We start from the raw sequence: 22,285 nt of genomic DNA on the forward strand, positions 1-22,285 counted from the left end.
CAGGTGGATGGAAGCGGCAGATATTGTTCTGCCGCCAGCCCGACCGGCCGCAGGGCTTGCATCGAATGAAAAACGACTTCAAGGGCAACAAGCAAAGCCTGCCTTCCAAACCTTGCCTGGTCTGCGGCCGGATCATGACCTGGCGCAAAGCCTGGGCCAAAAACTGGGCTGAGGTGCGCTACTGCTCCGACGCCTGTCGGGCCCGCAAGTCCACCGCCCCCAGCCCGGAGCCGCGCGCATGACCAAGCCCGGCCGCATGCGAAATCTGGTCGTCGTGCTGGGTGATCAGCTCGACGCGCAATCGAGCGCCTTCGAAGGTTTTGACCCGGCGCTCGACGCGGTGTGGATGGCCGAGGTGGCCGAAGAATCCACCCACGTCTGGTCGGCCAAACAGCGCATCGCCCTGTTTCTGAGCGCCATGCGCCACTTTGCCGAGTCGCTGCGCGCGCGCGGCTGGACGGTGCACTACACCCGCTTGAACGACACAGGCAACTGCGGCACGCTGGCCGCCGAACTGATCCACGCCATCGAGACCCTGAAGCCCGAACGCCTGGTGATGACTGCCCCCGGAGACTGGCGTGTGCTGCAGGCGCTGCGCGGGGTATCGACTGCGACCGGTAAGCCGCTGGACATCCGCGATGACCTGCATTTCTTCAGCACCGTGCGCGACTTTGCCGCCCACGCCAAAGGCCGCAAACAGTTGCGGCTGGAGTACTGGTACCGCGAGCTGCGCGTCAAGACCGGCATCCTGATGGAAGGCGGCAAGCCGGTGGGTGGGGAGTGGAATTTCGATGTGGAGAACCGCGAGTCCTTCGGCGCCAAGGGCCCGGGCGAGTTGCCGCCCCGCAGCGCCTTCGCACCAGACGCCACGACGCAGGAAGTCATCGCGCTGGTCAATATCCGCTTCGCCAGCCACCCCGGCACGCTCGATGAATTCGGCTGGCCCGTCACGCGCGAGCAGGCGCTGGTCGCACTCGACGCCTTCATCGCCCAGCGCCTGCCGCTGTTCGGTCAGTACGAAGACGCCATGTGGCAGGGTGAGGTGTGGCTCTACCACTCGCATCTGTCGTCGTCACTCAACCTCAAGCTGCTCACAGCGCGTGAAGTGGTTGAGGCGGCCGAGGCGGCCTACCACTCAGGCCATGCGCCGATTGCGGCGGTGGAAGGGTTCATTCGCCAGATTCTCGGCTGGCGTGAATACGTGCGCGGCATTTACTGGACGCACATGCCGGAGTATCTGGAGCGCAATGCGCTCGGTGCCACCGCCACGCTGCCCGCGTTTTACTGGACCGCCGATACCGACATGGCCTGCCTGCGCGACGCCCTCACGCAAACGCTGCAGCATGGCTATGCCCACCACATCCAGCGGTTGATGGTTACCGGCCTGTATGCGCTGCTGTTTGGTGTGCGGCCACAGGAGGTGCATGGGTGGTACCTCAGCGTGTACGTTGATGCGGTGGAGTGGGTGGAACTGCCCAACACGCTGGGCATGAGCCAGTTCGGTGATGGCGGCGTGATGGCCAGCAAACCGTATGCCGCGACCGGCAAATACATCCAGCGCATGAGCAACCACTGCAAGGGCTGCCGCTATGACCCGGTTGAATCGACCGGTGCGAAGGCCTGCCCGTACACCACGCTGTACTGGGACTTCCTGATCCGCCACGAGGAGCGCCTGGCCAAGAACCCACGCATGGCGCTGCAGGTGAAGAACATTGCACGCCTGTCAGAGCCCAAACGTGCGCTGATTCTTGAGCAGGCCCAAGCGCATCGCGCCAGCGTGAGCGCGGCGGAACCCGTATGAGCAGCATGAGCGGCGACGGGTTGTTCGGACCTTGCGACGAACTAGTCTTCGAACCCACACGCGATGCCGCGCAGCGCCGCATCGCTGCGGTGCGGCCTTCGGAATACGCCCGCACACGCAATGCCATCAACGGCAGCGTGTCGCGCCTGTCGCCCTACATCACCCATGGCTTTGTCACCCTGCCAGAGGTGTATCAGGGTGTGGCGCAGCGCCATGTGCTGGCGCCTGACCACAAGTTTGTGTACGAGTTGGGTTGGCGCGAATTCTTTCACCATGTGTGGGAGCAGCGTGGCGACGGCATTCATGAATCCCTGCACGAGGGCGTGCAGCCCGACGCAGCCTACTCGCGTGAACTGCCTGCTGACATCCGCGAGGCGCGTACCGGTGTGCCGGCAATCGATGTGGCCGTGCGTGAGCTGTATGCCACCGGCTACCTGCACAACCACGCGCGCATGTGGCTGGCAAGCTATGTGGTGCATCTGCGCAAGGTGCATTGGCATGTGGGCGCGCAGTGGCTGTATTCACATCTGCTTGACGGCGATCTGGCCAGCAACCACCTGAGCTGGCAGTGGGTGGCCGGCACCGGCAGCAGCAAGCCCTATCTGTTCAATGCCGAGAACGTGCAGCGGTACGCACCCGAAGAATGGCACAGCCCTGGCTCGGTGGTGGACACCTCGTATGAAGCGCTGGACCGCATCGCGCGCAGCGGCACACCAGCGCTGAAGCGCGCCACCCTTCCGCCCGAAGCACCGGAAACCGCTGAACCCACCATACACGCCCAGCCGCCGTCAGCGTTGGGGTTTGGGGTGCTGGATGATTCATCGGCAGCAGACATCTCGCCCTTGCTTGAGGGCAAGGATGTCTGGCTGGTACACCCGTGGGGCTTGAGCGCGCCGCCTGCCGACTTGCCTGCCGGCACGGTGACGGTGTGTTTGGCGTTGGCGGATTTCCACCGGCAGCAACCGTGGTCGGCGCTGCGCTGGCAATTTGTGGCGGCGCGCATGCGGGCACTGGCCCCGGATCACCTCTGCTGGTACGGCGATGCAGCGGCGGTCTCGCATGCCCTGCGCAGCGCGCGCAGCGTGTGGGTTCAGGCCGATCCGCACCTGCGGCCGTGGCTGGCGCTGCCTGAGGCGGGCCTTCCGCTGGCTGAGCCCGAGGCATCGCCGCTGGTGCCCTCGAACGTCCCGCTGCGGGTGTTGCCGGTTGAACGTCTGTTCAAGCCCGTAGCGCGACTGTGCAACAGTTTCTCGCAGTGGTGGAACCGCACGGCGCTGGATGTTCCCGCGAAGAGCATGTCCACCCAGGGCACCCCCTTTTCCTGAAACGTCTTACGCCGCCGCTTTCAGCGCAGTGCGCGCTGCGGCCAGATCCCAACCCGCCCAGCCGCAGCTTTTGAACAGCACCGGGCCGGGTGCCGAAAAGCCAGGCTGCCGCACCACGTCGGCCAGGCTGGCGAAGCGGGCGACGTCGAGCCCGGCTTGCAGCAGGTCGCCCGCTTCGTGCCCGGCATCCACGGTATCGACCACCACCGTGCCGACCTCGGCGATGTGACGGCACAGGCTGGGCGCCAGCTCCACCATTTGCGGCGTGAAGGCGCCCACTGCAGCGATGAACACATCGTCGCGTGGCAGCGCGCTCAGCACCACGCCGCTGGCTGGCGTGCAGGTCACCACCAGCGGGCAGTCGGCCAGTGCGGCGTTCGCATCGGTGACTTCGCGCGCCACCAGCCCCAGGCCCTGCGCGTGCCGCACCAGTTGCGCGGCACTGGCGCTGCTGCGCGAAGCCACCCACACCTCGCGCACACCCAGTCCTTCGGCAAAGGCGTCCAGATGGGCTTTGCCCTGCACCCCGGCGCCGACGATCAGCAGCGGGCCGTCCTTGCGCGGCGCCAGCCGCTGGGCGGCGAGCAAGGACACCGCGGCGGTACGGCGAGCGGTGACGGTCGGGCCGTCCAGCAGCAGGCGGCGCTGACCGGTGGCCACATCAAACACCAGCACGTCACCCTGGATGCTGGGCAGGCCACGGCTGCTGTTCGCTGGTGTGAAGGTGATGAGCTTGGTGATGGCGCAGTGCGCGTCCATCGCCGGCATCACGAACAGGCTGCCGCCGCCAGCCAGCGCCTGCACCAGCCGGGGCGGCACCTGCACGGTCGGATCCTGCAGCAGCTGTGCAATCTCCTCGACCAGCAGTGGGTAGGGCAATCCGGCTGCCGTGAAGGCGGCGCTGCTAGGTGCGAAATCCGGTGCGGGCACGGGTGCTTTGTTCATCGCTTTGTTCATCCGCAGCATGGTAAGCCGTTTGCCATGACGCGCTTTTCGCCTACAACGCGGCGGGCTGGCGGCGGTGTTGTTTTGGCGGGCGGCCGCTTAGCATCAAGGCAACTACTCACGAGCCTCCACCATGTTTTCTGATCACCTTGTTCCTCCCACACCCTCACGCACCCGCCAATGGCTGATTCTTGGCGCTGCGGCAGTCATGGTCTGCCAACTGGGCGCACTGGCCATGTTGGCCGGTGGTCAGGTGGACAAAGCCAACACCCGTGTGGCCCTTGAAGTCGCCGAGCGCGGGCGGATGGCTGAATGCGTCGAGAAAAGCTCCGGCGCCACGCGCTACCTCTGCAATCGTCAGGACGCCGTTGAAACACTCGCTGCCCGACCTGCAGCTGGACCAGCCAAACCCGTGCTGTCGGCCAGCAACACCTCTGTGCTGGAAGGGCTGATTCCGGCCAACCACCGCACCGGCTACAGCGCCGCCAGTTTCACGCCCGCGGTGTTGAGCACGCGTTGAAGCGTGCGCACCCCGCAGACCTCAATGCGTGGCACCCCCGCTGCGCCTGATGTCCTGCGATGTGCTCATCGCCGTGGTCACCGCCACCCGCAGGCCGCGCACCATGTCATCCAGTGGCATGCAGGGCACGCCCTGGCCCGGCAGGTAGGGCACGTGAATGAAGCCGCCGCGTACCTCTGCCGGTGGCTGTCCAGTCATCGCTTTCTCTTGAGCCAGTGCATGCATCAGGCGGTAGAACACATGGTTGCAGACATAGGTGCCCGCCGTCTGCGAAATCTCGGCAGGCACGCCAATGGCCTGAATCGCATCGCGCATGGCCTTGATCGGCAGGGTGCTGAAGTAGGCCACCGGACCACCGGCCACCACCGGGGTATCGATGGGTTGCTGCCCCTGGTTGTCAGGCTGGCTGGCATCGTCGATGTTCACCGCCACCCGCTCCAGCGAGATCGCTTTGCGCCCACCGGCCTGGCCGATACACATCACCAGCGCCGGCTGGTGCTGCCCGATCAGTCGCTGCAACGCGTCAGCCGCCACACCAAAAACAGTCGGCAGTTCCACCGCCACCACGGCATGACCTTCAACCACCTCACCTTGCAGTGCCCGCACCGCCTGCCAGCTCGGGTTGATGCCCGTGGCGTGGCCGGCCTCGCCAAATGGCGCAAAGCCGGTCAGCAAGATGGGCGCGGTGGGATGACGTGGTGCCATGACCGAATTGTGAGTGAAACAGACGGTGACATGCACGCCACGCCCGTGCCTGGCTGCAGTACATTGGACTTTCGCTTTGTTGACCTGCGGCGCTGTGCGCCAGCTCGCAGCGAATCAAGCCAGCATCACCGATTCACAGATATCCATCTCGCTCAGGAGTCACCATGAAATGGGAAGGCAATCGGGAATCCGACAACGTAGAGGACCGCCGCTCGGGCGGTGGGGGCGGCGGCTTTGGTCTGGGTGGCCGCAGCGTCGGCATCGGGACCATCGTCATCGCGCTGGTCGGGGGCTGGATCTTTGGCATCAACCCGCTGACTCTTCTCAGCATGCTCAGTGGGGGCGGCGCGCCGACCGCCCAGGTGCAGCAGAGCCCTGCGCAGCGCCCGCCCGCCGATGACCGCATGGCCAAATTTGTCTCGACGGTGCTGGCCGATACCGAAGACGTGTGGACCGATGTGTTCACCAAGGGCGGCGCCACCTACCAGAAGCCGCGCCTCGTGCTCTTTCGCGGCGCCACGCAGACCGCCTGTGGTCAGGGCCAGGCGGCCATGGGGCCGTTTTACTGCCCCGGCGACCAGAAGGTGTACATCGACCTCGGTTTTTACGAGACGCTGACCAAACGGCTTGGCGCCCCCGGCGATTTTGCCCAGGCCTATGTGATTGCGCACGAGGTCGGCCACCATGTGCAGAACCTGCTGGGCATCACCAACAAGATGGAGCAGATGCGCGGCCGCGTCGGCAAGGCTGAATACAACGCCATGAGTGTGCGGCTGGAGCTGCAGGCGGATTGCTTTGCCGGCGTGTGGGCGCACCATGCACAGAACGCCCGCCAGGTGCTGGAGCAGGGCGACGTGGAAGAGGCGATGAACGCCGCCGCGAAGATTGGAGACGACGCTTTGCAAGGCTCCAGCGGTGGCGCGGTGGTGCCCGAGAGCTTCACCCATGGCACCAGCGCCCAGCGCCAGCGCTGGTTTGACACCGGGCTCAAAACCGGCAGCGTCAAGGCCTGCGACACCTTCAGCGCCCGCAGTCTGTAGCTGGTGTTGTCCGGCGGCGTCGGGGAGCGGAGCTTGTAGGGCTTCGAAGCTCAATAGGGGCGTCGGTTATTTGCTATTAGTTAAATAGCAAAATAGCGCCATGGCGGTGTCAAAACCGCCAAAACTGCCCACTGACCCCAAAGTGCGACAATAGAGGGTTACATGACATCCTCTTTTTCGAACCTTTCGCTGGCAGAACCGCTGGCCCGCGCAGTAGCCGAAATGGGCTACGAAACCATGACGCCCATCCAGGAGCAGGCCATTCCGGTCGTGCTGCAGGGCAAAGACGTCATGGGCGCCGCCCAAACCGGTACCGGCAAGACCGCTGCTTTCTCGCTGCCGCTGCTGCAGCGCATGATGAAGCACGAGAACGCCTCCACCTCGCCTGCCCGCCACCCGGTGCGCGCGCTGGTGCTGCTGCCCACCCGCGAACTGGCCGACCAGGTCGCCCAGCAGGTGAAGCTCTATGCCAAGTACACCAACCTGCGCAGCGCGGTGGTGTTTGGCGGCATGGACATGAAGCCGCAGACGCTGGAGCTGAAAAAAGGTGTTGAAGTGCTGGTGGCCACGCCCGGTCGCCTGCTCGACCATATCGAAGCGAAAAACGCGATCCTGAACCAGGTCGAGTACGTGGTGCTTGATGAGGCTGACCGCATGCTGGACATCGGCTTTCTGCCCGATCTGCAGCGCATCCTGAGCTACCTGCCCAAGCAGCGCACCACGCTGCTGTTCTCGGCCACCTTCTCGCCAGAAATCAAACGCCTGGCCTCCAGCTACCTGCAGGACCCGGTCACCATCGAGGTGGCGCGCTCCAATGCCACCGCCTCCACGGTGGAGCAGCACTTCTACAGTGTCGGTGCCGATGACAAGCGCCGCGCATTGCACCAGATCCTCAAGGCCCGCGACATGAAGCAGGCTTTTGTCTTCGTCAACAGCAAGCTCGGCTGTGCACGGCTGGCCCGTTCGCTCGAGCGCGAGGGCCTGAAAACCACCGCACTGCACGGCGACAAGAGCCAGGACGAACGCCTGAAAGCACTCGACGCCTTCAAGAAAGGCGAAGTCGATTTGCTGGTGTGTACCGACGTGGCCGCGCGCGGTCTGGACATCAAGGACGTGCCGGCGGTGTTCAACTTCGACGTGCCGTTCAACGCTGAAGACTATGTGCACCGCATCGGCCGCACCGGCCGCGCCGGCGCCTCGGGCCTCGCGGTGAGCTTTGTCGCCAGCAGCGATGTGCGTCTGGTCACCGACATTGAAAAGCTGATCAAGACCAAGATTGAGATCGAGCCGCTGGAGTTCGACGAAGACCGCCCGCGCATCAGCGAGCAGGGCCGCATCAACGACGGTCGCCGCATGTACCGCGACGCGGAAGACCTGGCTCCGCGCGAGCCGCGCCAGGAAAGACGTGAACCCCGCGAGCGTCGCGAGCACCCGCCGCACCGCCAGAGCTCTGCGCCGCGTGACCCGTTCTTCGACCAGCCCTATGAGCCGACCGCTGCGCCCGACGCCCAGCCGGCCTGGGAAGCGGCTGCGAAAGCAGCCCCGGCGCGCAGCAGCGTGTCGGCCAACATCAAGCCGAAGAAGAAGGTCGCCGCCCTGTTCAAGACAGTGGTGCCTGCAGACAGTACTTCCAGCTGAGTTGGCTTGCAGCGCGCCACGCGGGCGTTGCAACTCTCAACATCCCTGAATCAGGCGCCACCTGCGCGCCATCGTCAGCCCACACCTACGGCCAGGCAGGCACACGTCTGCTGCACACACGGGCTCTTGCGGCCTAAGCTGCGTGGATGACGCTCGACACCCTGCGAAAACTTCACCGCTGGCCGCCGGTCTGGATGTTGCTGGCCTCCTGGGTGCGTGGTGTGTTGCCTGCCGTTCGGCCGCTGTACAGCTTTTTCTGCACACCCGTCTGGCGCGCCATCGACCGCTGGATTGACGCCGACGGCCTGCGCATGAGTGCGGCCATGTCCTTCTACGGCATTCTCAGTCTGGCGCCTTTGCTGGTCTTGCTGGTCGCTGTGCTCGGCTGGTGGCTGGACCGCAGCTACATCGAGACCAGTCTCGTGATGCAGATTCGCAGCGTGATTGGCGAGCAGGGCGCACAGATGGTGCAGCAGGCGCTGTCGAGTGCGCGTGAGCCTTCGCAGGGCATCATTGCCTCGCTGTTTGCCTTTGGCTTGCTGCTGTCGGGCGCCACCGGCGTGTTCGCCGAGCTGCAGGACGCCTTCGAGCGGGTCTGGCGTCAGGGCAGTGACCAGCCCTCGCAGCAGAAGTGGTGGTACAGCGCCACGCTGCGGCTGCGTGGAGTGGCCTACATTCTGGCCTTCGGTTTTTTGTTGCTGGTGTCTCTTGTCGTTTCGACCGCACTCGCGGTGGTGTCGGGATGGGCGGGGGGCGATGGTCCCATGGAGTGGGTCGCTTGGGGCATCAACGAACTGGCCTCGGCGGTGTTTTGTATCGTGCTGTTTGTGGCGCTGATGCGCATGAGCCTCGGCCCGAAGCCTGCGCTGCGGTATCTGGTCATGGGCGCGGCGGTCGGTGCCTTGCTGTTCACGCTGGGCAAGCATTTGATGACGGTGTATCTGTCCACCGCAGCAGTGGTGTCTGCCTACGGCGCAGCCGGCTCGCTGGTCGTCATCCTGATGTGGATTTACTTTTCTTCGGCCGTGCTGCTGCTCGCGGCCAGTATGGCGCGCGTGTGGTCTGACGACGCGTCTGCCAAGCTGGCGCTCCGGCTCAGGGAAGCAGCAGCATCACACACGCCGTGATGGTGTGGTCACGGTGCAGTGCTGTGCTGTGGTGACTATCGGGCCGTCTTGCGCGACGGCGCCATGGCCTGCTCGCACTTCACGCTGACCAGTTCAAATGCGCCCGGTGTGTTGCCCAAGCGGGCCGCCGTGAGGCACCCACCCCACACACAACCCGTGTCCAGCGGCAGCGTGTTGTGCCGCACGCTGGGTAGGCCCTCGGCCGATTCAGTCACCAGCGTGGACCAGTGCCCGAAGGCCATCGGTGTGCCCAGTGTGGCCCGCCCCGGTACGGCGAACCATGGCAAGTAGCCTTCCGGTGCGGCACCAGCGCTTTCGGTGCTGGTGAACTCCATCTCGCCATCAGCGGTGCAAAAGCGCAGCCGCGTCAGGGCATTGACGATCACGCGCAGGCGGTCGGCACCCAGCAGGCTGTCGTGCCAGCGGTTGGGCGTGTTGCCGTACATGGCGCTGAAAAAATCTTTCAGCTCCCGCCGCCGCGGTGTGCGCAGCACACGCTCCACCTCGCCGGCCAGGGCCAGCGTTTGCGTGTCGGTCCAGCCCGGCAACACGCCTGCATGCACCAGCAGCCAGCCGTGGCGCTGCAGCGCCATGGCGCGGTGGCGCAGCCAGTCCATCAGCGCCGTACAGTCGGGTGCGTCCAGAATGTCCTGCAGGGTGTCGTTGCGCCCTGGTTTGCGCTGGCCTTGCCACACCGCGAGCAAATGCAGGTCGTGGTTGCCCAGCAGGCACTCGGCTGCATCGCCCAAAGCCATCAGCTGGCGCAGGACCTCCAGCGAGCCGGGGCCGCGGTTGACCAGATCGCCCAGCAGCACCAGCCGGTCGCGGCTGGGCGAGAAATCCACCGTGTCCAGCAGGCGCTGAAACGGCGCATGGCAGCCCTGCAGGTCGCCAATCAAGTAAAGTGCCATGTGTTCATTTTGCCTGCGGAGTCATGGATTTCCTGCTGATTGCCTTTCTCACGCTCCTCAACGGGGTGTTTGCCATGTCGGAAATGGCACTGTCTGCCAGCCGCAAGGCACGGCTCACCGCCATGGCCGAGTCGGGCGACAAGGGGGCTGAGGCTGCGCTGGGTCTACTCGATAACCCGACGCAGTTTTTGTCATCGGTGCAAGTGGGCATCACCTCCATCGGCATGCTCAACGGCATCATCGGTGAGGCTGCCTTCAGCAACGGGCTGTCGGCGTGGATTCAAACCTTTGGCGCCTCGCCACGCGCGGCAGACATCTCCGCCACCGCGCTGGTGGTGACCCTCATCACCTTCATCACCATCGTGTTCGGCGAGCTGGTGCCCAAGCGTATCGGTCAGCTGTATCCGGAGGCTGTTTCCCGGCTGGTGGCCCGGCCCATGATGTGGGTGGCCACCGGGACCAAGCCTTTTGTGCGCCTGCTGTCGATCAGCACGCATGCCTCGCTCAAGCTGCTGCGGGTGGACGTGAACGCCGGCCGCGCAGTGACCGAAGAAGAAATTGCCGCCAGCTTGGAAGAGGGCGTGGATGCCGGCCTGATTGAAGAGCATGAGCACCAGATGGTGCAGAACGTGTTTTTGCTGGACGACCGCCTGCTCACCTCGCTGATGGTGCCGCGCTCTGACATCGAGTGGCTCGACGCCTCTGACACCGTGGCGCACGCGATTGACCAGGCCGGTGCCACTGGCCATTCGTGGTACCCGGTGTGCCGGGGCGGCTTGGATGACGTGGTGGGTGTGGTCAATGTGGCCAAGCTGCTGGCGTTGCGCGGGCAGATTCGGCAGAGTTCTGCAGGTGATGACGCGGCTGGCGACGCCCCGTCGGTGGCAGACCGTATTGGTGCCTACGCGATTCCTGCGGTGTTCGTGCCTGAAACGCTGACTGGTATGGAGCTGCTGGAGCAGTTCCGCGCACGCTCCACGCGCATGGTGTTTGTGGTCGACGAATACGGCGTGGTGCAGGGCCTGATGACGCCGATGGACATGCTCGAAGCCATCACCGGCGAGCTGCAGCCGGGTGCACAAATCGACGCCTGGGCCACCCGCCGTGATGATGGCAGCTGGCTGATTGACGGCGTGATGCCAGTCTCTGAACTGAAAGCGCGGCTGGACATTCGCGAGCTGCCGGAAGAAGACCGTGGCCGCTACAACACCGTCGCGGGATTGCTGCAAAGTGTCTCGGGGCGACTGCTGGGCACCGGCGACAAGGTCGAATGCGCCGGCTGGCGCTTCGAGGTGATCGATCTCGACGGCAAGCGCATCGACAAGGTGCTGGCGAGCGAGCTGCCAGAAGAAGCCCGCCCCGACGACGACGGCTGATTCATTTGCAGCGTCTGTAGCCGCCTACTGCCCCGGCGCCAGCAGCTTTTTCATCTCGGCAGGTGCTTCGGTGAACAGCGGTTTGCCGCCAGCACTTGTGGGTTTCAGAAACCACTTGTCATACCAGCCCATCGCCGCGCCGCTGCGGATGGAGGCCTTGATCGCGTTGTTCACCAGCGCCGCCATGCCCGCGTCGTCCTTGCGAAAGGCAATCGCAATGCGTTCAACCGAGAGCCGGTCAGGCAGCATGCGGTACTGGGCGGCATCTGCCAGGCTGTTGATCTGCGCCGCCAGCGCCGTGCCGTCACGCGCATAGCCTGAGGCCCAGCCCAGCTGTAACTGCCCGAGCGCCGCTTCGGCGTTCACCGCCTTGGCCATGTCCCATTGCAGGTTGCGGGTTTTGGCGTAGGCCTGCATCACCGGCGCGGCGGTGGTGCCGTCAATCGCCACAATCGTCTTGCCCTGCAATTGATCCAGCGACTGGATGTTGTCTTTGGTACGTACCGCTACCTGAACGGCATCGAGAAACACCGGCTCTGAAAAGCCCATGCGCTGGCTGCGCTCGGGCGTGATGGTCACGTTCTCGCACAGCAGGTCCACATTGCCACCGCCCAGCATGCGCAGGCGCGCGTCGACCGGCGTTTCGACATAGCGCACCGGGAGTTTGGCGTCACCCACCGCCTGGCGCAGGCTCTCAATGATGGGCTGGCACAGGTCGATGGTGTAGCCGGTGGGCGTCGCATCCTTCTGGCTGGAAGAAAACGGTGCGCTGAAGGCCCGGTAGCCCACATTGATCTGGCCGCGCTGCTTGATCTTTTCCAGCGTGGCCTGGGCGTGGGCAGCGGGCGCCGCCACCGCGAGGGCAGAAAGACCCAGTGTCGGGATCAACAGCGCGCGCAGGGCGCCATGCAGGTGCTTTCTCATCCAGTCCTCCTGAAGCTTCTCGGTGGGGATGGGTGGATTCTTGTGGATGCGCCCGGATTTTGCAAACCAGCCCCAAGCGTGGGTGTGCTGCAGATTGTTTGGCACCAAAGAGGTGCGCTGGAGGGGGATTTTGGCCCCGTGGATGCGTGCCCGCCACAGGCACAGTCCTTGCACACAAGATGGAATGCAACCTCGAAACCACCCCGGAACTTCACTTTGAAAGGCTCACCATGATCACTCGCCGCAAACTCCTGGTTTCTTCTGCCACCGCCGCTGCCGCTGCATCGCCGCTGCTCAACACTGCCTTTGCGCAGGACAAGGTGATCAAGGTCGGCACGCTCAAGCTGATGCACGCCATCACGCCGCACTTCTACGACAAGTTCACGCCCGCAGGCTACAAGTTCGAAATCATTCCTTTTGAAACCCCGACCGACGGCAAGAACGCGGTCGTCACCAAATCGGTGACTTTCGGTGCCTTCGGCATTGCCGCCGCGACCCTGGGTGGTGCGGCCGGTGAGTCGGTGGTGGTGATTGGCGCGCAGTGCAACAAGGGCATGGCCGTGGTCGCTGGCAAGGATTCGCCCATCAGCTCCATCAAGGCCCTGAAAGACAAGAAGGTCGGCATTCTGCCCGGCTCCACGCAAGAGGTGGTGATCCTCGACCGCCTGAAGCAGGAAGGCATGACCGTCAAGGACATCCAGCCCGTGCGCCTGGCCTTCAGTGAAATGCCCGCAGCGCTGGAGCGTGGTGATATCGACGCCTACGTGGGTGCCGAGCCTGGCCCGTCCATCTCTTTGAGCCGCGGCATCGGCAAGGTGGTGGAGTACCCGTACAACACCCCGACCGGCGCGCTCAACATGGTGATGTGCACGCACGCCGATGTTGTCAAAAGCGACCCGGCCATGATTCGCGCCTTCCTGCAGATGCACCGCAAGGCCACCGAGTTTGCCGTGGGCAACCGAGCAGCGTTCATCGAGATGTGCGAGCAAAAGCTCGGCCTGCCCGGCAAGACGGTGGAACTGGCCGCCCCCAACATCGAGCTGACCTGGCGCATCGACGACGACTGGGTGACCCGTGCCCGCTACTACGGTGCGCAGATGCTCGACAAAAAGCAGATCCGCCAGCTGCCTGACTACGCCACCTTCATCAACACCAGCTTCGTCAAGAGTATCTAGTTGAACGCGTCGACACTTCGGCGGTTTCTGCTGCCGACGGTGCTGCCCATCCTGTTGGTGGCAGCCTGGCATGCCGGTGTGCGAATCACCGGCACAAGGTTGATTCCGGTCCCGCAAGACGTGGCGCTGATGCTCTACGACTTCGCGTTCGGCGGCCTTTACGACGACGCCTACAGCAAGACCCTGCACATCCACCTGTGGCAATCGTTCACGCGGGTGTACATGGGCTTCTTCGCTGCGGCGCTGGTGGGCATTCCGCTCGGCTTGCTGATCGGCCGCATCAAGGCCATCCGCGACTTTGTGGATCCCACGCTGCAATTACTGCGGCCGGTTCCGGTGACGGCATGGCTGCCGCTGTCGATGATCTTCTTCGGCATCGGCCCGAATGCGGCCATCTTCCTGGTGTTTCTGGGTGCGTTCTATCCCATCGTATTCAACACCACGTTCGGCGTACGCTCGGTAGACAACCGCCTGTTCGAGGCGGCGGCCATGCTGGGCTGCACCGGGTCATCGCTGTTCCGCCAGGTGGTGCTGCCAGCATCGCTGCCGGCCATCCTGAATGGCTTGCGATTGGGCCACGGCTTTGCGTGGATTCTGATTGTGGTGGGCGAGATGACGGGTGTTCAGCAGGGCCTGGGTGCCACCATCATGGATGGCCGCATGCTGTCGCGCTCTGAACTTGTCATCGCCGGTATGCTGGTGATCGGCATTGCAGGCTTCACCACCGACCGGGTGCTGGTCATGCTCAACAACCATGTTCTCAAATGGAGCCCGCAACACCGTGTCTGACACCATTCAAGACCCCGCGAAGGAGCGGCACGCGCTGCCCGTGCTGTCGGTCAGCCACCTCGGCAAGACTTTTACCGTGGGCGACCGGCAAACGCAGGCCCTGCACGACGTCAACCTGAGCGTGAACAAGGGCGAGTTTGTCTGCCTCATCGGCGCCTCGGGCTGCGGCAAATCCACGCTGCTGCGCATTCTGGCCGGCTTTGAAACCGCCACCTCCGGCACGGTGCAGATGTACGGCATGCCCATCACTGGCCCGGGGCCAGAGCGCGGCATGGTGTTCCAAGACTTCGGCCTGTTCCCGTGGCTGACGGTCAAGGAGAACATCGCCTTCGGCCCGCACCAGCGCGGCCTGCCCAAGGCCAATCTGGACGAGCTGGCCGGCCACTACATGCACATGGTGGGTCTGGACAAGTTCGCCGACTACTACCCCGGCCAGCTTTCGGGCGGCATGAAGCAGCGCGTGGCGATTGCCCGCGTGCTCGCCAACGAATGCGAGGTGCTGCTGATGGACGAACCCTTCGGCGCGCTCGACGCCCTCACGCGCGAGAAGCTGCAGCAGGACCTGCTCGAAATCTGGGAGCGCACCAAGCTCACGGTGATCTTCGTCACCCACGCCGTGGAAGAAGCCGTGCTGCTGTCTGACCGCGTGGTGGTCATGACGGCCGGCCCCGGCCGCATCGAGAAAGACGTACGGCTGGAACTGGCCCGCCCGCGCGACATTGTGGGCATCGAGTTCAACCAGGTGCGGCGCGACATCACCCAGTTGCTCTCCAGCCATGTTTCGATGAAGGTTGCGGCATGACCGATTCAAGTACCGCTGTTTACCGGGGCATGGACCAGGCCACGCTGGACGCCGCCTACAACAACAGCCTGGCAGTGGCCAACAGCGCCGAGCTGATGGCGCAGAACGGCGTGCTCAGTGCGCAGATGCGTCAAACACCTGGCGCAAGAATCGGTCTGCGCTACGGCTCCGCACCGCGCAACCTGATCGATTACTTTCCGGCGGCAGCGCCCGGCCCGCTGCTGGTCTTCATCCACGGCGGCTACTGGCAAATGCGCTCCAAGGAAGACTTCACCTTTCTGGCCCAGGGCCCGCTCGCGCACGGAATGCATGTCGCGCTGGTCGGCTACACCCTCGCGCCAGAAGCCACGCTGGCCAACATCGTCAACGAAGTGCGCGCCTCCATCGGCTGGCTGCACACCCATGCGGGCGAGTGGGGTGCAGACGTGAACCGCATCGTGGTCTCAGGCTGGTCGGCAGGTGGCCACCTCACCGCCATGTGCATGGACGAGCCCGGCGTGGTGGCTGGCTTGGCCATCAGCGGCATTTACGACCTGGAGCCGGTGCGCCTGAGCTACCTGAACCCCAAGCTCAAACTGGCGGAGCCGGAAGTGAGCGCACTCAGCCCTGCGCTGCTGCCGCTGAGCCCCAAGCCCATGACCATCGCTTACGGTGGGGCAGAGCTGCCCGAGTTGCGGCGCCAGTCTGAAGAGTTCTTCGCCCAGCGAAGCAAGGAAGGTTTGCCAGGGGCGCTATTGCCACTGGCTGGCCTGAATCACTTCACGATTCTTCCCGAGCTCGCCAACCCGCAGGGGGCTTTGAGCCTGGCAGCGAAGCAGCTTGCTGATCAGGGCTGACAGCGATTTGAGTTGACTGGCCAGCGTGGCAGCTGGCCGGTTGTCAGTCGAAGGCGCTCACCAGCCACCACACGACCCGGCGAGAAGAATCAGGTCAGCGGCCGCTGCGTGCTGTCGCGCTTGTTGTCGTAGTTGGACCGCTCATTGCGCAGGTCTTCCCGCTCCCGGGCAATCTGCCGCACCGTCTTGCGAGTCTTCCGGTGACCCATGGTGGTCGTCACGGCCAACACCATCACCACACCAGCCAGCACCCATAGGAGTGCGGTTTCGAAATCTGCCATCTTGAAAACACCCCACAAATTTGCGACTGCATTGAAGATGAAATGGATTTGAAGATCCACGCGGTCCCGTTGGGGATGGGAGGATTAAACCAGTGGGATGTGAAGCTAGCGTGAATGAAGGTTATTGCAATAGTTGGACTTGTGGGGCTGCTTCGAGGTTCATTGACTGCGTTAGAAAAGTGTCTTTGAGACCGGCAGCAGCCCAAAGCTGGAACACCTACACACGAGTTGCAGCGACTCGGTGGATGGAAAACGCAGTCCATGGTGGAACGTTGTGCACACGTAGCGCCCGATGGCTTGCAAGTCGCCGCAAATCGTATAGATTCCGCTCTTGGGAGCTGCTCCCATCGCCAGCTCGACAAAGGGAGATTGATTTAAATGAGTTTTTTCGATTTGTTGGATAAGGTTCCAGCGTCGTTTTGGGGCGTAGTGTTCGGCTCATTTATTTCCGTACTGACGGTCTGGCTAACTAATCGGCACAGTATGGCTAGATTGTTGAAACAGTTTGAGCACGAGCGGTTTGTTAAAGCTCAAGAGCGTGAGCTGAATTTGAAGAAAGAAATCTTTTTGGAAGCGGCAGAAGCTATTTCGGTTGCGATTTCTACGCTGTCCAGTCTCTCGAATTTGGATATTCCAAACAACAAGGTGCTTGAGCGATATTCTGAGAAATCTCCTGCCATTGCCAAAGTGCAGGTTGTAGCCACATCAGGAACTATCGAAAAATTGTTAGAAGTCACGGGGGAGTATGGCTCCCAAGTCTTACGGCTTTTTGCAACCCGTCATCGGTTGATGGCTGTCAAAAATCAGATCGCGACGCAGGATGGCATCATTTCAGCCCTTCAGCAGGAACTTGATCGTGCTGTGGAGAAAATGAAGCAACACAACATAAGTGGTGTTGTGGAAAAGAATCAATGGGACGCGTTAGTCAAGTACGCTGACTTTGAACAAGGTCGCCTGGAAAAAAACATCCAAAAGCGACAGGAAGTTGCGACTCAATTTGGCTTGCAACACCTCGACTTTATCGGCGAATGTAGTGCTGCATCTCTGTCGCTTTCCTCGCAAGTCGCCCCATTGCTAATTTCCGTTCGAAAAGAGTTGGAGCTTCCACTGAGTCTGGACGACTATAAGCGCAGCGCTGATAAGAGCATCGCGAAGCAGCGTGACAACATGAACCAGTACCTGGGACATTTTGCTGCAGATATACGACCTGCGAAGACTGACAATTCAGGCGTTGTCCAGTAAAGGAGAATGCCCCATAACTTGGTTGGGTTACGCGTTGGTGACATGAAAAAGCCCCCTAACCATCACAGCTAGGGGGCTTTCATTGGTGCCGGAGAGATGAATCGAACACCCGACCTTCTCATTACGAAAAAGAGAATACAACTATTCCACATCGTTGAATTTCATTGAAATATTGTTATAAATCAATGGTTTATGATGACATGGCTGAAACCCGATCAGCCGCGATGTTGAAAAAAGTTGATCAATATTCCGATATTTTGCTTACATCCATAGTTACATCGGTAGGGATGTAAGCGTAATGAGAAGGTTGGATATGGCGAGAGTCTCGTTCACGGCCGCCCGGGTGGCCAACTTTAAATGTCCCCCAGAGAAGTCTCAGGTTTTCATGTGGGACGCTACCACTCCGGGGCTTGCGTTGAGGGCGACACCGGCCGGAAAACCTTCATACGTTTTTCAAGGACGGTATCTAGATAAGACCATTCGTCTCACGATTGGGAGCCCTCATGCCTGGAACATTTCTCAGGCTCAGGAGAAGGCAAGGGCGCTTCAGCGTCTGATCGATGAGGGTCTCGACCCGCGAAGCCTCAAACGAGAGGCCATAACCGCTGCCGCTGAAAAGAAAGCTGCCGCCTCTGCCAAGGAGCGTGATGACGAGCTATCCGCTCTGACCGTGGGAGAGGTCTGGGAGATTTACTTGCGGGAAGGAAAGCCCAAGCGCCGGGACGCTTGGAAGCCGGGATACCGCGCTGATCTTGAACTCATGGCATCCGCTGGTGGCGTGAAGAAAAAACGAGGCAAGGGGCTGACCCGCCAAGGGCCTCTCTATCCTCTCCTGACACTCAAAATGAATGAGGTGGGCGAGGATACGCTCAAGGATTGGTTTGACTCGGAGACGCTAATCAGCAAGTATCAAGCAGCTCGTGCCTTCATGATGTTCAAGGGATTTCTGCGGTGGTGTTCAGCTCGCAAGGCTTACCGTTCATTGATCGAGAGGGATGCCGGTAAAGCGGCTTCAATTGTTGAGTGTCTGCCAGCCAACAATCGACGGACCGATGCACTTGAAGTTGCCCAGCTTCCAGGCTGGTGGAGCGCTGCAGATGAGTTAAGTAATCGATCGGCGAGCGTCTACTTGCGCGCTCTGTTGCTGACGGGCGCACGCCGCGAAGAGCTGGCAGCACTGAAGTGGGCGGATGTCGACTTTAAGTGGCGCAAGCTGACGCTCGCCGACAAAGTAGAGATGACCCGCGTAATACCTTTGACGTCCTATTTGGCGGAGCAACTATCCGGTCTTTCCCGGTTGAACGAGTATGTGTTTTTCAGCAAGGGCAAGTCCGGGCGTCTTACGGACCCCCGTGCTAGCCACACAATGGCGCTGAAACGTGCCGGAATAGACAGCATGACCATTCACGGATTGCGGCGCTCTTTTTCACTTTTGGGAGAAGCAGCTGGTGCTCCCGCGGGGGCTATCGCGCAGATCATGGGACATAAGCCGAGTGGAACTGCCGAGAATTACAGGCCTAGAAGTTTGGATGCTTTGAGGCCGTTCTCAGATCTGATTGAGGCATTCATTCTGGAAAAATCCGGTGTTGCGCGTAGCGACAAGGCCCTGCCAAGGGCAGATATATCGTGATTTGTAAATATTGGGGTGGTCTTAAAAATTGACGGGTGGAAAGTATTGCAACTTACATAATCCGGTGGTAGCCTCCATTCGTCGTCGTTAGGCAGTCAGTTCACACTCAGTGAGCATAGAGATCTCGCATCTCATCAAATTAGGCGAAAGCCTTGGTTAATCATTCGTCATTCGAGTGTTTACCCAGCATCAACCTCTCAACCCCGGTACTCCATCGAGGTTTTCGGGAAAGGTGAATTTGTGTTGACCCCAAAAGAGCTATTTCGGTTCCGCTGGGTATGCAAACATAAATTCGCTATACCTCAGAGATCTCGCCTTGATCACGCGCGACGATTTCTTCTCAATCACACTCCCGATTGCTAGTTTTTGGTGACCTTCTAGGCACTACCTCTCATACAGACCGCAGTGGGAAAAGCACCCGATCGCAGCGTGCTAACCACTCTTGCCATGAAACTCCATCGCGCATTGCGATGTGAGCATCGCAATGGAGTCCGGATCCTCCAACTAAATATGTAAATTCACGACGCCAGGGCCGTCTCAGCCTGGTGGATTGAGAGTTGGCCCTCTCAATTCAACGCTACGCCACGTGTTCCCACACGGAAAAAAACGGGAAGGCATACGACGGCCGGACCAAGACGAACTTGGATTGCACTGGAGCTCTCCTATGTCAGTCGAAAACACTGAAAATCTCAAATCATCAGAGCAGCAAATTTATCCACCGCTTGAATCTGTTACCCGGCCCGTTTTGGACACTGCCGCTGCAGCTTATTACTTGAACCGAAAACAACAGACACTCAGGCGCTGGGCAACATATCAGAACGGACCGCTCAATCCGATTCGTGTGTGTGGGAGGCTTGCTTGGAAAACCGATGAACTACGGCGCGTTCTTATGGTCGGCTAACGGGCCAGAAGCCGACACTCACGAACGACCGGTTACAGCAGGACCGAATTTCCTCCTGCTTTAGAAGCTCCATTGCATACTCGACTCCGACACCTGTGTGCTGGACCTGCTTTCCAATTTGACATGCGGTAAGGTCAATGGCCTGCTAGGTGGTTTTGGTAGATCGAAAAACTGAGAACTTTCGCGCGTTTCACCGGTCAGAGCTCCATTAAACTCCCGTCATGCCTAGAAATAGTCACCAACGCCTGATCACCGTGCTTTTCGCAATGGTCAGCCTGCTCTTTATGCAGCTGGCGGTGGCAAGCTATGTCTGCCCGGCTTCAGGTTCCAAAGTCAGTGAAGCGGCCGCTATGGCCGAAGCCGGCATGCCGTGCGCCGAATCCATGGCCTTCACCATGGACGATCAACAACCTAACCTGTGTCATGCGCATTGCCAGGCGGGCCAACAGTCAGCCGACAAGTACCAGGTGCCATCGGTTGTTTTCATCGGCGGTTTACCTGCCGACTTCAGTTTGCAGATCGCCATGCCAGTGTTTTCTGAGGCGCCGCTGCAGGCTTCTCATCTTCAGCGCCCAACCTCCCCTCCAGTCGCCATCCGCAACTGCTGCTTCCGACTCTGACCTTTCAGGCCATTTAGCTCCTGTCTGATGCATTTCGCGTGCCTCGACAGGCCGTTATTCGTGCTCTGGAGGTTCTATGTTCATCCCATTTCCGAAGTTTCGGACAGTCGCTGCCAGCTTAATACTCGCAGCGGCGTCTGCGTCCTGGGCCGCTGACCCTCTGACTCTGGTCGAGGCGCAGCGCATTGCCATCGGCCGATCCCAGCAGCTGGTCGCTCAAGGCGCGCTGACAGCCGCCGCCCGTGAGCAAGCCGTAGCGGCTGGCCAGCTCCCCGACCCAGTGCTGAAGTTCGGGATCGACAACCTGCCGGCGGACGGCGCGGATCGCGGCAGTCTGACGCGTGACTTCATGACCATGCGTCGAATCGGCGTGATGCAGGAAATCACGCGCTCCGGCAAGCGCCAGTTACGCGCAGAGCGCTTTGAACGCGACGCACAGAAGGTGCAGGCACAGCGGCAGCTGACCCTGGCCAACCTGCAGCGCGACACGGCACTGGCCTGGCTGGAGCGGTATTACGCCGACGCCATTCGTGAGCTGGTGCGGCAGCAGGCCGAAGAAACCCGGCTGCAGGTGCAAGCGGCAGACACCGCCTACAGCACCGGCAGGGGAAGTCAGGCCGATGTGTTCGCCGCACGCAGCGCGGTGATGCAGCTTGAGGACCGCCTGAGCCAGATTGATCGACAGTCACGCAACGCAGGCCTGATGCTGACCCGTTGGGTGGGCGCGCCGGATGGAGACCGACCACTGTCAGGCTCACTGCCATGGCACACCACCCCACTGCGTGGTGAGGTTTCAGGCGAACAATTGAAGCAGCACCCTGATCTTCTGGTCATCAGCGCTGAAGTTGATTCTGCCGAAACAGATGCCCGACTGGCTCAAGCGAACAAGCAATCGGATTGGGCCATTGAAGCCAGTTATGCGCAGCGCGGTCCGGCTTACTCCAACATGATCTCCATCGGCGTCTCCATCCCGCTGCAATGGGATCAAAAGAATCGCCAGAACCGCGAACTGGGTGCCAAGCTGGCGTTGGTCGACGAGGCCAAGGCTCGCTACGAAGACATGCTGCGAAACCGCGAATCCGAGGTGCGCGGCTGGCTCAACGATTGGCAGACAGGTAAGGACCGGGTCGGCCGGTATCGCAATGAATTGATCCCGACAGCTCGGCAGCGCACCGAGGCGGCGCTGACCAGCTATCGCACGGGCAAAGGCGATCTGACCAGCGCACTGGCCGCGCGCCGCGATGAAATTGACATCCGCATACAGGCCTTGACCGTGGAGATGGAAACCGCGCGTTCGTGGGCCCAGCTCAACTACCTCAATCCCGAACATAACCTGCCAGTACACACCAAGGAGCAGCAATGAACAAGAAATACCTCGTTGGCGCGTTGATTTCCGCCGGTGTGCTGGGAGCGGCAGGCTATGGCCTGTATAGCCTGGGAATGAAAAACGGCAGCAGTACGGTGGCCACTGCCACACCGGGTGAAGCGACGCCGGCTCAAGGTGCGGAGCCTATAGCTGTCCCCCAAAGCATTGCCGAGGGTGAAGAAGCAACCCGCCGGCACATCAGCGCCGGCATCAAGGCTGGCGATACCGATCCAGCCACAGGCCGCAAGGTCTTGTACTACCACGACCCCATGGTGCCCGCCAGCAAGTTCGACAAGCCAGCCAAGTCGCCGTTCATGGACATGATGCTGGT

Annotated in this window: 21 protein-coding genes and 1 pseudogene; 17 read left to right on the forward strand and 5 right to left on the reverse strand. The window is 61.5% G+C overall.

Going from position 1 to position 22,285, the window contains the following annotated elements:
- Positions 1–65: 65 nt before the first annotated feature.
- The 3 genes from AAG793_RS11580 to AAG793_RS11590 are packed head-to-tail and all read left to right on the forward strand — an operon-like array spanning position 66 to position 3,126.
- On the forward strand, positions 66–242 hold the full coding sequence (locus AAG793_RS11580; RefSeq protein WP_341908369.1) for a DUF2256 domain-containing protein: 177 nt from the start codon (positions 66–68) through the stop codon (positions 240–242).
- Positions 239–1,801, forward strand: a complete 1,563-nt coding sequence (locus AAG793_RS11585; RefSeq protein WP_341908371.1) for a cryptochrome/photolyase family protein — start codon at positions 239–241, stop codon at positions 1,799–1,801. The genes AAG793_RS11580 and AAG793_RS11585 overlap by 4 nt, the downstream gene beginning before the upstream one ends.
- Positions 1,798–3,126: an FAD-binding domain-containing protein gene (locus AAG793_RS11590; RefSeq protein WP_341908373.1), complete on the forward strand. Its 1,329-nt coding sequence runs from the start codon at positions 1,798–1,800 to the stop codon at positions 3,124–3,126. Before AAG793_RS11585 ends, AAG793_RS11590 begins: the two co-directional genes overlap by 4 nt.
- A 6-nt stretch (positions 3,127–3,132) precedes the next feature.
- Here the strand turns inward: AAG793_RS11590 and AAG793_RS11595 are convergent, their stop codons facing one another.
- On the reverse strand, positions 3,133–4,071 hold the full coding sequence (locus AAG793_RS11595) for a delta(1)-pyrroline-2-carboxylate reductase family protein (protein WP_341908375.1): 939 nt from the start codon (positions 4,069–4,071) through the stop codon (positions 3,133–3,135).
- A 133-nt stretch (positions 4,072–4,204) separates the two neighbouring features.
- Here AAG793_RS11595 and AAG793_RS11600 point away from each other — a divergent pair, with 133 nt between their 5' ends.
- On the forward strand, positions 4,205–4,591 hold the full coding sequence (locus tag AAG793_RS11600; RefSeq protein ID WP_341908377.1) for a hypothetical protein: 387 nt from the start codon (positions 4,205–4,207) through the stop codon (positions 4,589–4,591).
- A 21-nt stretch (positions 4,592–4,612) separates the two neighbouring features.
- Here the strand turns inward: AAG793_RS11600 and pcp are convergent, their stop codons facing one another.
- Positions 4,613–5,296, reverse strand: a complete 684-nt coding sequence (pcp, locus tag AAG793_RS11605) for a pyroglutamyl-peptidase I (RefSeq protein ID WP_341908379.1) — start codon at positions 5,294–5,296, stop codon at positions 4,613–4,615.
- Between the two features lie 164 nt (positions 5,297–5,460).
- On the opposite strand from pcp, the gene AAG793_RS11610 reads away from it, so the two are divergent.
- From AAG793_RS11610 to AAG793_RS11620, 3 genes are all read left to right on the forward strand, one after another.
- Positions 5,461–6,336 (forward strand): neutral zinc metallopeptidase, encoded by an 876-nt coding sequence (locus AAG793_RS11610; protein ID WP_341908381.1) that lies wholly within the window; start codon positions 5,461–5,463, stop codon positions 6,334–6,336.
- Between the two features lie 162 nt (positions 6,337–6,498).
- Entirely contained in the window at positions 6,499–7,974 is a 1,476-nt protein-coding gene (locus AAG793_RS11615; protein ID WP_341908383.1) for a DEAD/DEAH box helicase, read from the forward strand.
- Between the two features lie 146 nt (positions 7,975–8,120).
- The gene (locus tag AAG793_RS11620; RefSeq protein ID WP_341908385.1) at positions 8,121–9,101 is read left to right on the forward strand and encodes a YihY/virulence factor BrkB family protein; all 981 of its coding nucleotides are present in this window, start codon (positions 8,121–8,123) and stop codon (positions 9,099–9,101) included.
- A 35-nt stretch (positions 9,102–9,136) separates the two neighbouring features.
- Here the strand turns inward: AAG793_RS11620 and AAG793_RS11625 are convergent, their stop codons facing one another.
- Positions 9,137–10,012, reverse strand: a complete 876-nt coding sequence (locus tag AAG793_RS11625) for a symmetrical bis(5'-nucleosyl)-tetraphosphatase (RefSeq protein ID WP_341908388.1) — start codon at positions 10,010–10,012, stop codon at positions 9,137–9,139.
- 23 nt (positions 10,013–10,035) lie between these two features.
- Here AAG793_RS11625 and AAG793_RS11630 point away from each other — a divergent pair, with 23 nt between their 5' ends.
- Positions 10,036–11,388: a hemolysin family protein gene (locus tag AAG793_RS11630; protein WP_341908390.1), complete on the forward strand. Its 1,353-nt coding sequence runs from the start codon at positions 10,036–10,038 to the stop codon at positions 11,386–11,388.
- Between the two features lie 24 nt (positions 11,389–11,412).
- Here the strand turns inward: AAG793_RS11630 and AAG793_RS11635 are convergent, their stop codons facing one another.
- Positions 11,413–12,312 (reverse strand): amino acid ABC transporter substrate-binding protein, encoded by a 900-nt coding sequence (locus AAG793_RS11635; RefSeq protein ID WP_341908392.1) that lies wholly within the window; start codon positions 12,310–12,312, stop codon positions 11,413–11,415.
- 230 nt (positions 12,313–12,542) lie between these two features.
- Between AAG793_RS11635 and AAG793_RS11640 the strand changes: the two genes are divergently transcribed.
- From AAG793_RS11640 to AAG793_RS11655, 4 genes are read left to right on the forward strand one after another with little or no spacing between them, the layout of a single operon-like run.
- Positions 12,543–13,487, forward strand: a complete 945-nt coding sequence (locus AAG793_RS11640; RefSeq protein WP_341908394.1) for an NrtA/SsuA/CpmA family ABC transporter substrate-binding protein — start codon at positions 12,543–12,545, stop codon at positions 13,485–13,487.
- Positions 13,488–14,276 (forward strand): ABC transporter permease, encoded by a 789-nt coding sequence (locus tag AAG793_RS11645; protein WP_341908396.1) that lies wholly within the window; start codon positions 13,488–13,490, stop codon positions 14,274–14,276.
- The gene (locus AAG793_RS11650; protein WP_341908398.1) at positions 14,269–15,078 is read left to right on the forward strand and encodes an ABC transporter ATP-binding protein; all 810 of its coding nucleotides are present in this window, start codon (positions 14,269–14,271) and stop codon (positions 15,076–15,078) included. Before AAG793_RS11645 ends, AAG793_RS11650 begins: the two co-directional genes overlap by 8 nt.
- Positions 15,075–15,914 (forward strand): alpha/beta hydrolase, encoded by an 840-nt coding sequence (locus tag AAG793_RS11655; protein WP_341908399.1) that lies wholly within the window; start codon positions 15,075–15,077, stop codon positions 15,912–15,914. The genes AAG793_RS11650 and AAG793_RS11655 overlap by 4 nt, the downstream gene beginning before the upstream one ends.
- A gap of 89 nt (positions 15,915–16,003) precedes the next feature.
- Here AAG793_RS11655 and AAG793_RS11660 read toward each other — a convergent pair whose 3' ends face one another.
- Positions 16,004–16,195, reverse strand: coding sequence for a hypothetical protein (locus AAG793_RS11660; protein WP_341908401.1), 192 nt, complete (start codon positions 16,193–16,195; stop codon positions 16,004–16,006).
- 378 nt (positions 16,196–16,573) lie between these two features.
- Here AAG793_RS11660 and AAG793_RS11665 point away from each other — a divergent pair, with 378 nt between their 5' ends.
- From AAG793_RS11665 to AAG793_RS11685, 5 genes and pseudogenes are all read left to right on the forward strand, one after another.
- The gene (locus AAG793_RS11665) at positions 16,574–17,437 is read left to right on the forward strand and encodes a hypothetical protein (protein ID WP_341908403.1); all 864 of its coding nucleotides are present in this window, start codon (positions 16,574–16,576) and stop codon (positions 17,435–17,437) included.
- Between the two features lie 313 nt (positions 17,438–17,750).
- Entirely contained in the window at positions 17,751–19,067 is a 1,317-nt protein-coding gene (locus tag AAG793_RS11670) for an integrase family protein (RefSeq protein ID WP_341908406.1), read from the forward strand.
- A gap of 1,167 nt (positions 19,068–20,234) precedes the next feature.
- Complete coding sequence (locus AAG793_RS11675; RefSeq protein WP_341908408.1) at positions 20,235–20,588, forward strand: hypothetical protein; 354 nt, start codon at positions 20,235–20,237, stop codon at positions 20,586–20,588.
- A 76-nt stretch (positions 20,589–20,664) separates the two neighbouring features.
- Entirely contained in the window at positions 20,665–21,951 is a 1,287-nt protein-coding gene (locus tag AAG793_RS11680; protein ID WP_341908411.1) for a TolC family protein, read from the forward strand.
- A pseudogene (locus tag AAG793_RS11685) lies at positions 21,948–22,285 on the forward strand (efflux RND transporter periplasmic adaptor subunit); the annotation flags it as partial. The gene AAG793_RS11680 and the pseudogene AAG793_RS11685, both read left to right, overlap by 4 nt.

Origin of the sequence: Polaromonas sp. YR568 (assembly GCF_943372955.1) — a bacterium.
Classification (GTDB): Bacteria; Pseudomonadota; Gammaproteobacteria; order Burkholderiales; family Burkholderiaceae_C; genus Polaromonas.

What these genes read in the sequence shown, in the direction of transcription:
- AAG793_RS11580 (WP_341908369.1), top strand. Translation starts at nt 66, where the DNA reads ATGAAAAACGACTTCAAGGGCAACAAGCAAAGCCTGCCTTCCAAACCT.
- AAG793_RS11585 (WP_341908371.1), top strand. Translation starts at nt 239, where the DNA reads ATGACCAAGCCCGGCCGCATGCGAAATCTGGTCGTCGTGCTGGGTGAT.
- AAG793_RS11590 (WP_341908373.1), top strand. Translation starts at nt 1,798, where the DNA reads ATGAGCAGCATGAGCGGCGACGGGTTGTTCGGACCTTGCGACGAACTA.
- AAG793_RS11595 (WP_341908375.1), bottom strand. Translation starts at nt 4,071, where the DNA reads ATGAACAAAGCACCCGTGCCCGCACCGGATTTCGCACCTAGCAGCGCC.
- AAG793_RS11600 (WP_341908377.1), top strand. Translation starts at nt 4,205, where the DNA reads ATGTTTTCTGATCACCTTGTTCCTCCCACACCCTCACGCACCCGCCAA.
- pcp (WP_341908379.1), bottom strand. Translation starts at nt 5,296, where the DNA reads ATGGCACCACGTCATCCCACCGCGCCCATCTTGCTGACCGGCTTTGCG.
- AAG793_RS11610 (WP_341908381.1), top strand. Translation starts at nt 5,461, where the DNA reads ATGAAATGGGAAGGCAATCGGGAATCCGACAACGTAGAGGACCGCCGC.
- AAG793_RS11615 (WP_341908383.1), top strand. Translation starts at nt 6,499, where the DNA reads ATGACATCCTCTTTTTCGAACCTTTCGCTGGCAGAACCGCTGGCCCGC.
- AAG793_RS11620 (WP_341908385.1), top strand. Translation starts at nt 8,121, where the DNA reads ATGACGCTCGACACCCTGCGAAAACTTCACCGCTGGCCGCCGGTCTGG.
- AAG793_RS11625 (WP_341908388.1), bottom strand. Translation starts at nt 10,012, where the DNA reads ATGGCACTTTACTTGATTGGCGACCTGCAGGGCTGCCATGCGCCGTTT.
- AAG793_RS11630 (WP_341908390.1), top strand. Translation starts at nt 10,036, where the DNA reads ATGGATTTCCTGCTGATTGCCTTTCTCACGCTCCTCAACGGGGTGTTT.
- AAG793_RS11635 (WP_341908392.1), bottom strand. Translation starts at nt 12,312, where the DNA reads ATGAGAAAGCACCTGCATGGCGCCCTGCGCGCGCTGTTGATCCCGACA.
- AAG793_RS11640 (WP_341908394.1), top strand. Translation starts at nt 12,543, where the DNA reads ATGATCACTCGCCGCAAACTCCTGGTTTCTTCTGCCACCGCCGCTGCC.
- AAG793_RS11655 (WP_341908399.1), top strand. Translation starts at nt 15,075, where the DNA reads ATGACCGATTCAAGTACCGCTGTTTACCGGGGCATGGACCAGGCCACG.
- AAG793_RS11660 (WP_341908401.1), bottom strand. Translation starts at nt 16,195, where the DNA reads ATGGCAGATTTCGAAACCGCACTCCTATGGGTGCTGGCTGGTGTGGTG.
- AAG793_RS11665 (WP_341908403.1), top strand. Translation starts at nt 16,574, where the DNA reads ATGAGTTTTTTCGATTTGTTGGATAAGGTTCCAGCGTCGTTTTGGGGC.
- AAG793_RS11670 (WP_341908406.1), top strand. Translation starts at nt 17,751, where the DNA reads ATGGCGAGAGTCTCGTTCACGGCCGCCCGGGTGGCCAACTTTAAATGT.
- AAG793_RS11675 (WP_341908408.1), top strand. Translation starts at nt 20,235, where the DNA reads ATGGTCAGCCTGCTCTTTATGCAGCTGGCGGTGGCAAGCTATGTCTGC.
- AAG793_RS11680 (WP_341908411.1), top strand. Translation starts at nt 20,665, where the DNA reads ATGTTCATCCCATTTCCGAAGTTTCGGACAGTCGCTGCCAGCTTAATA.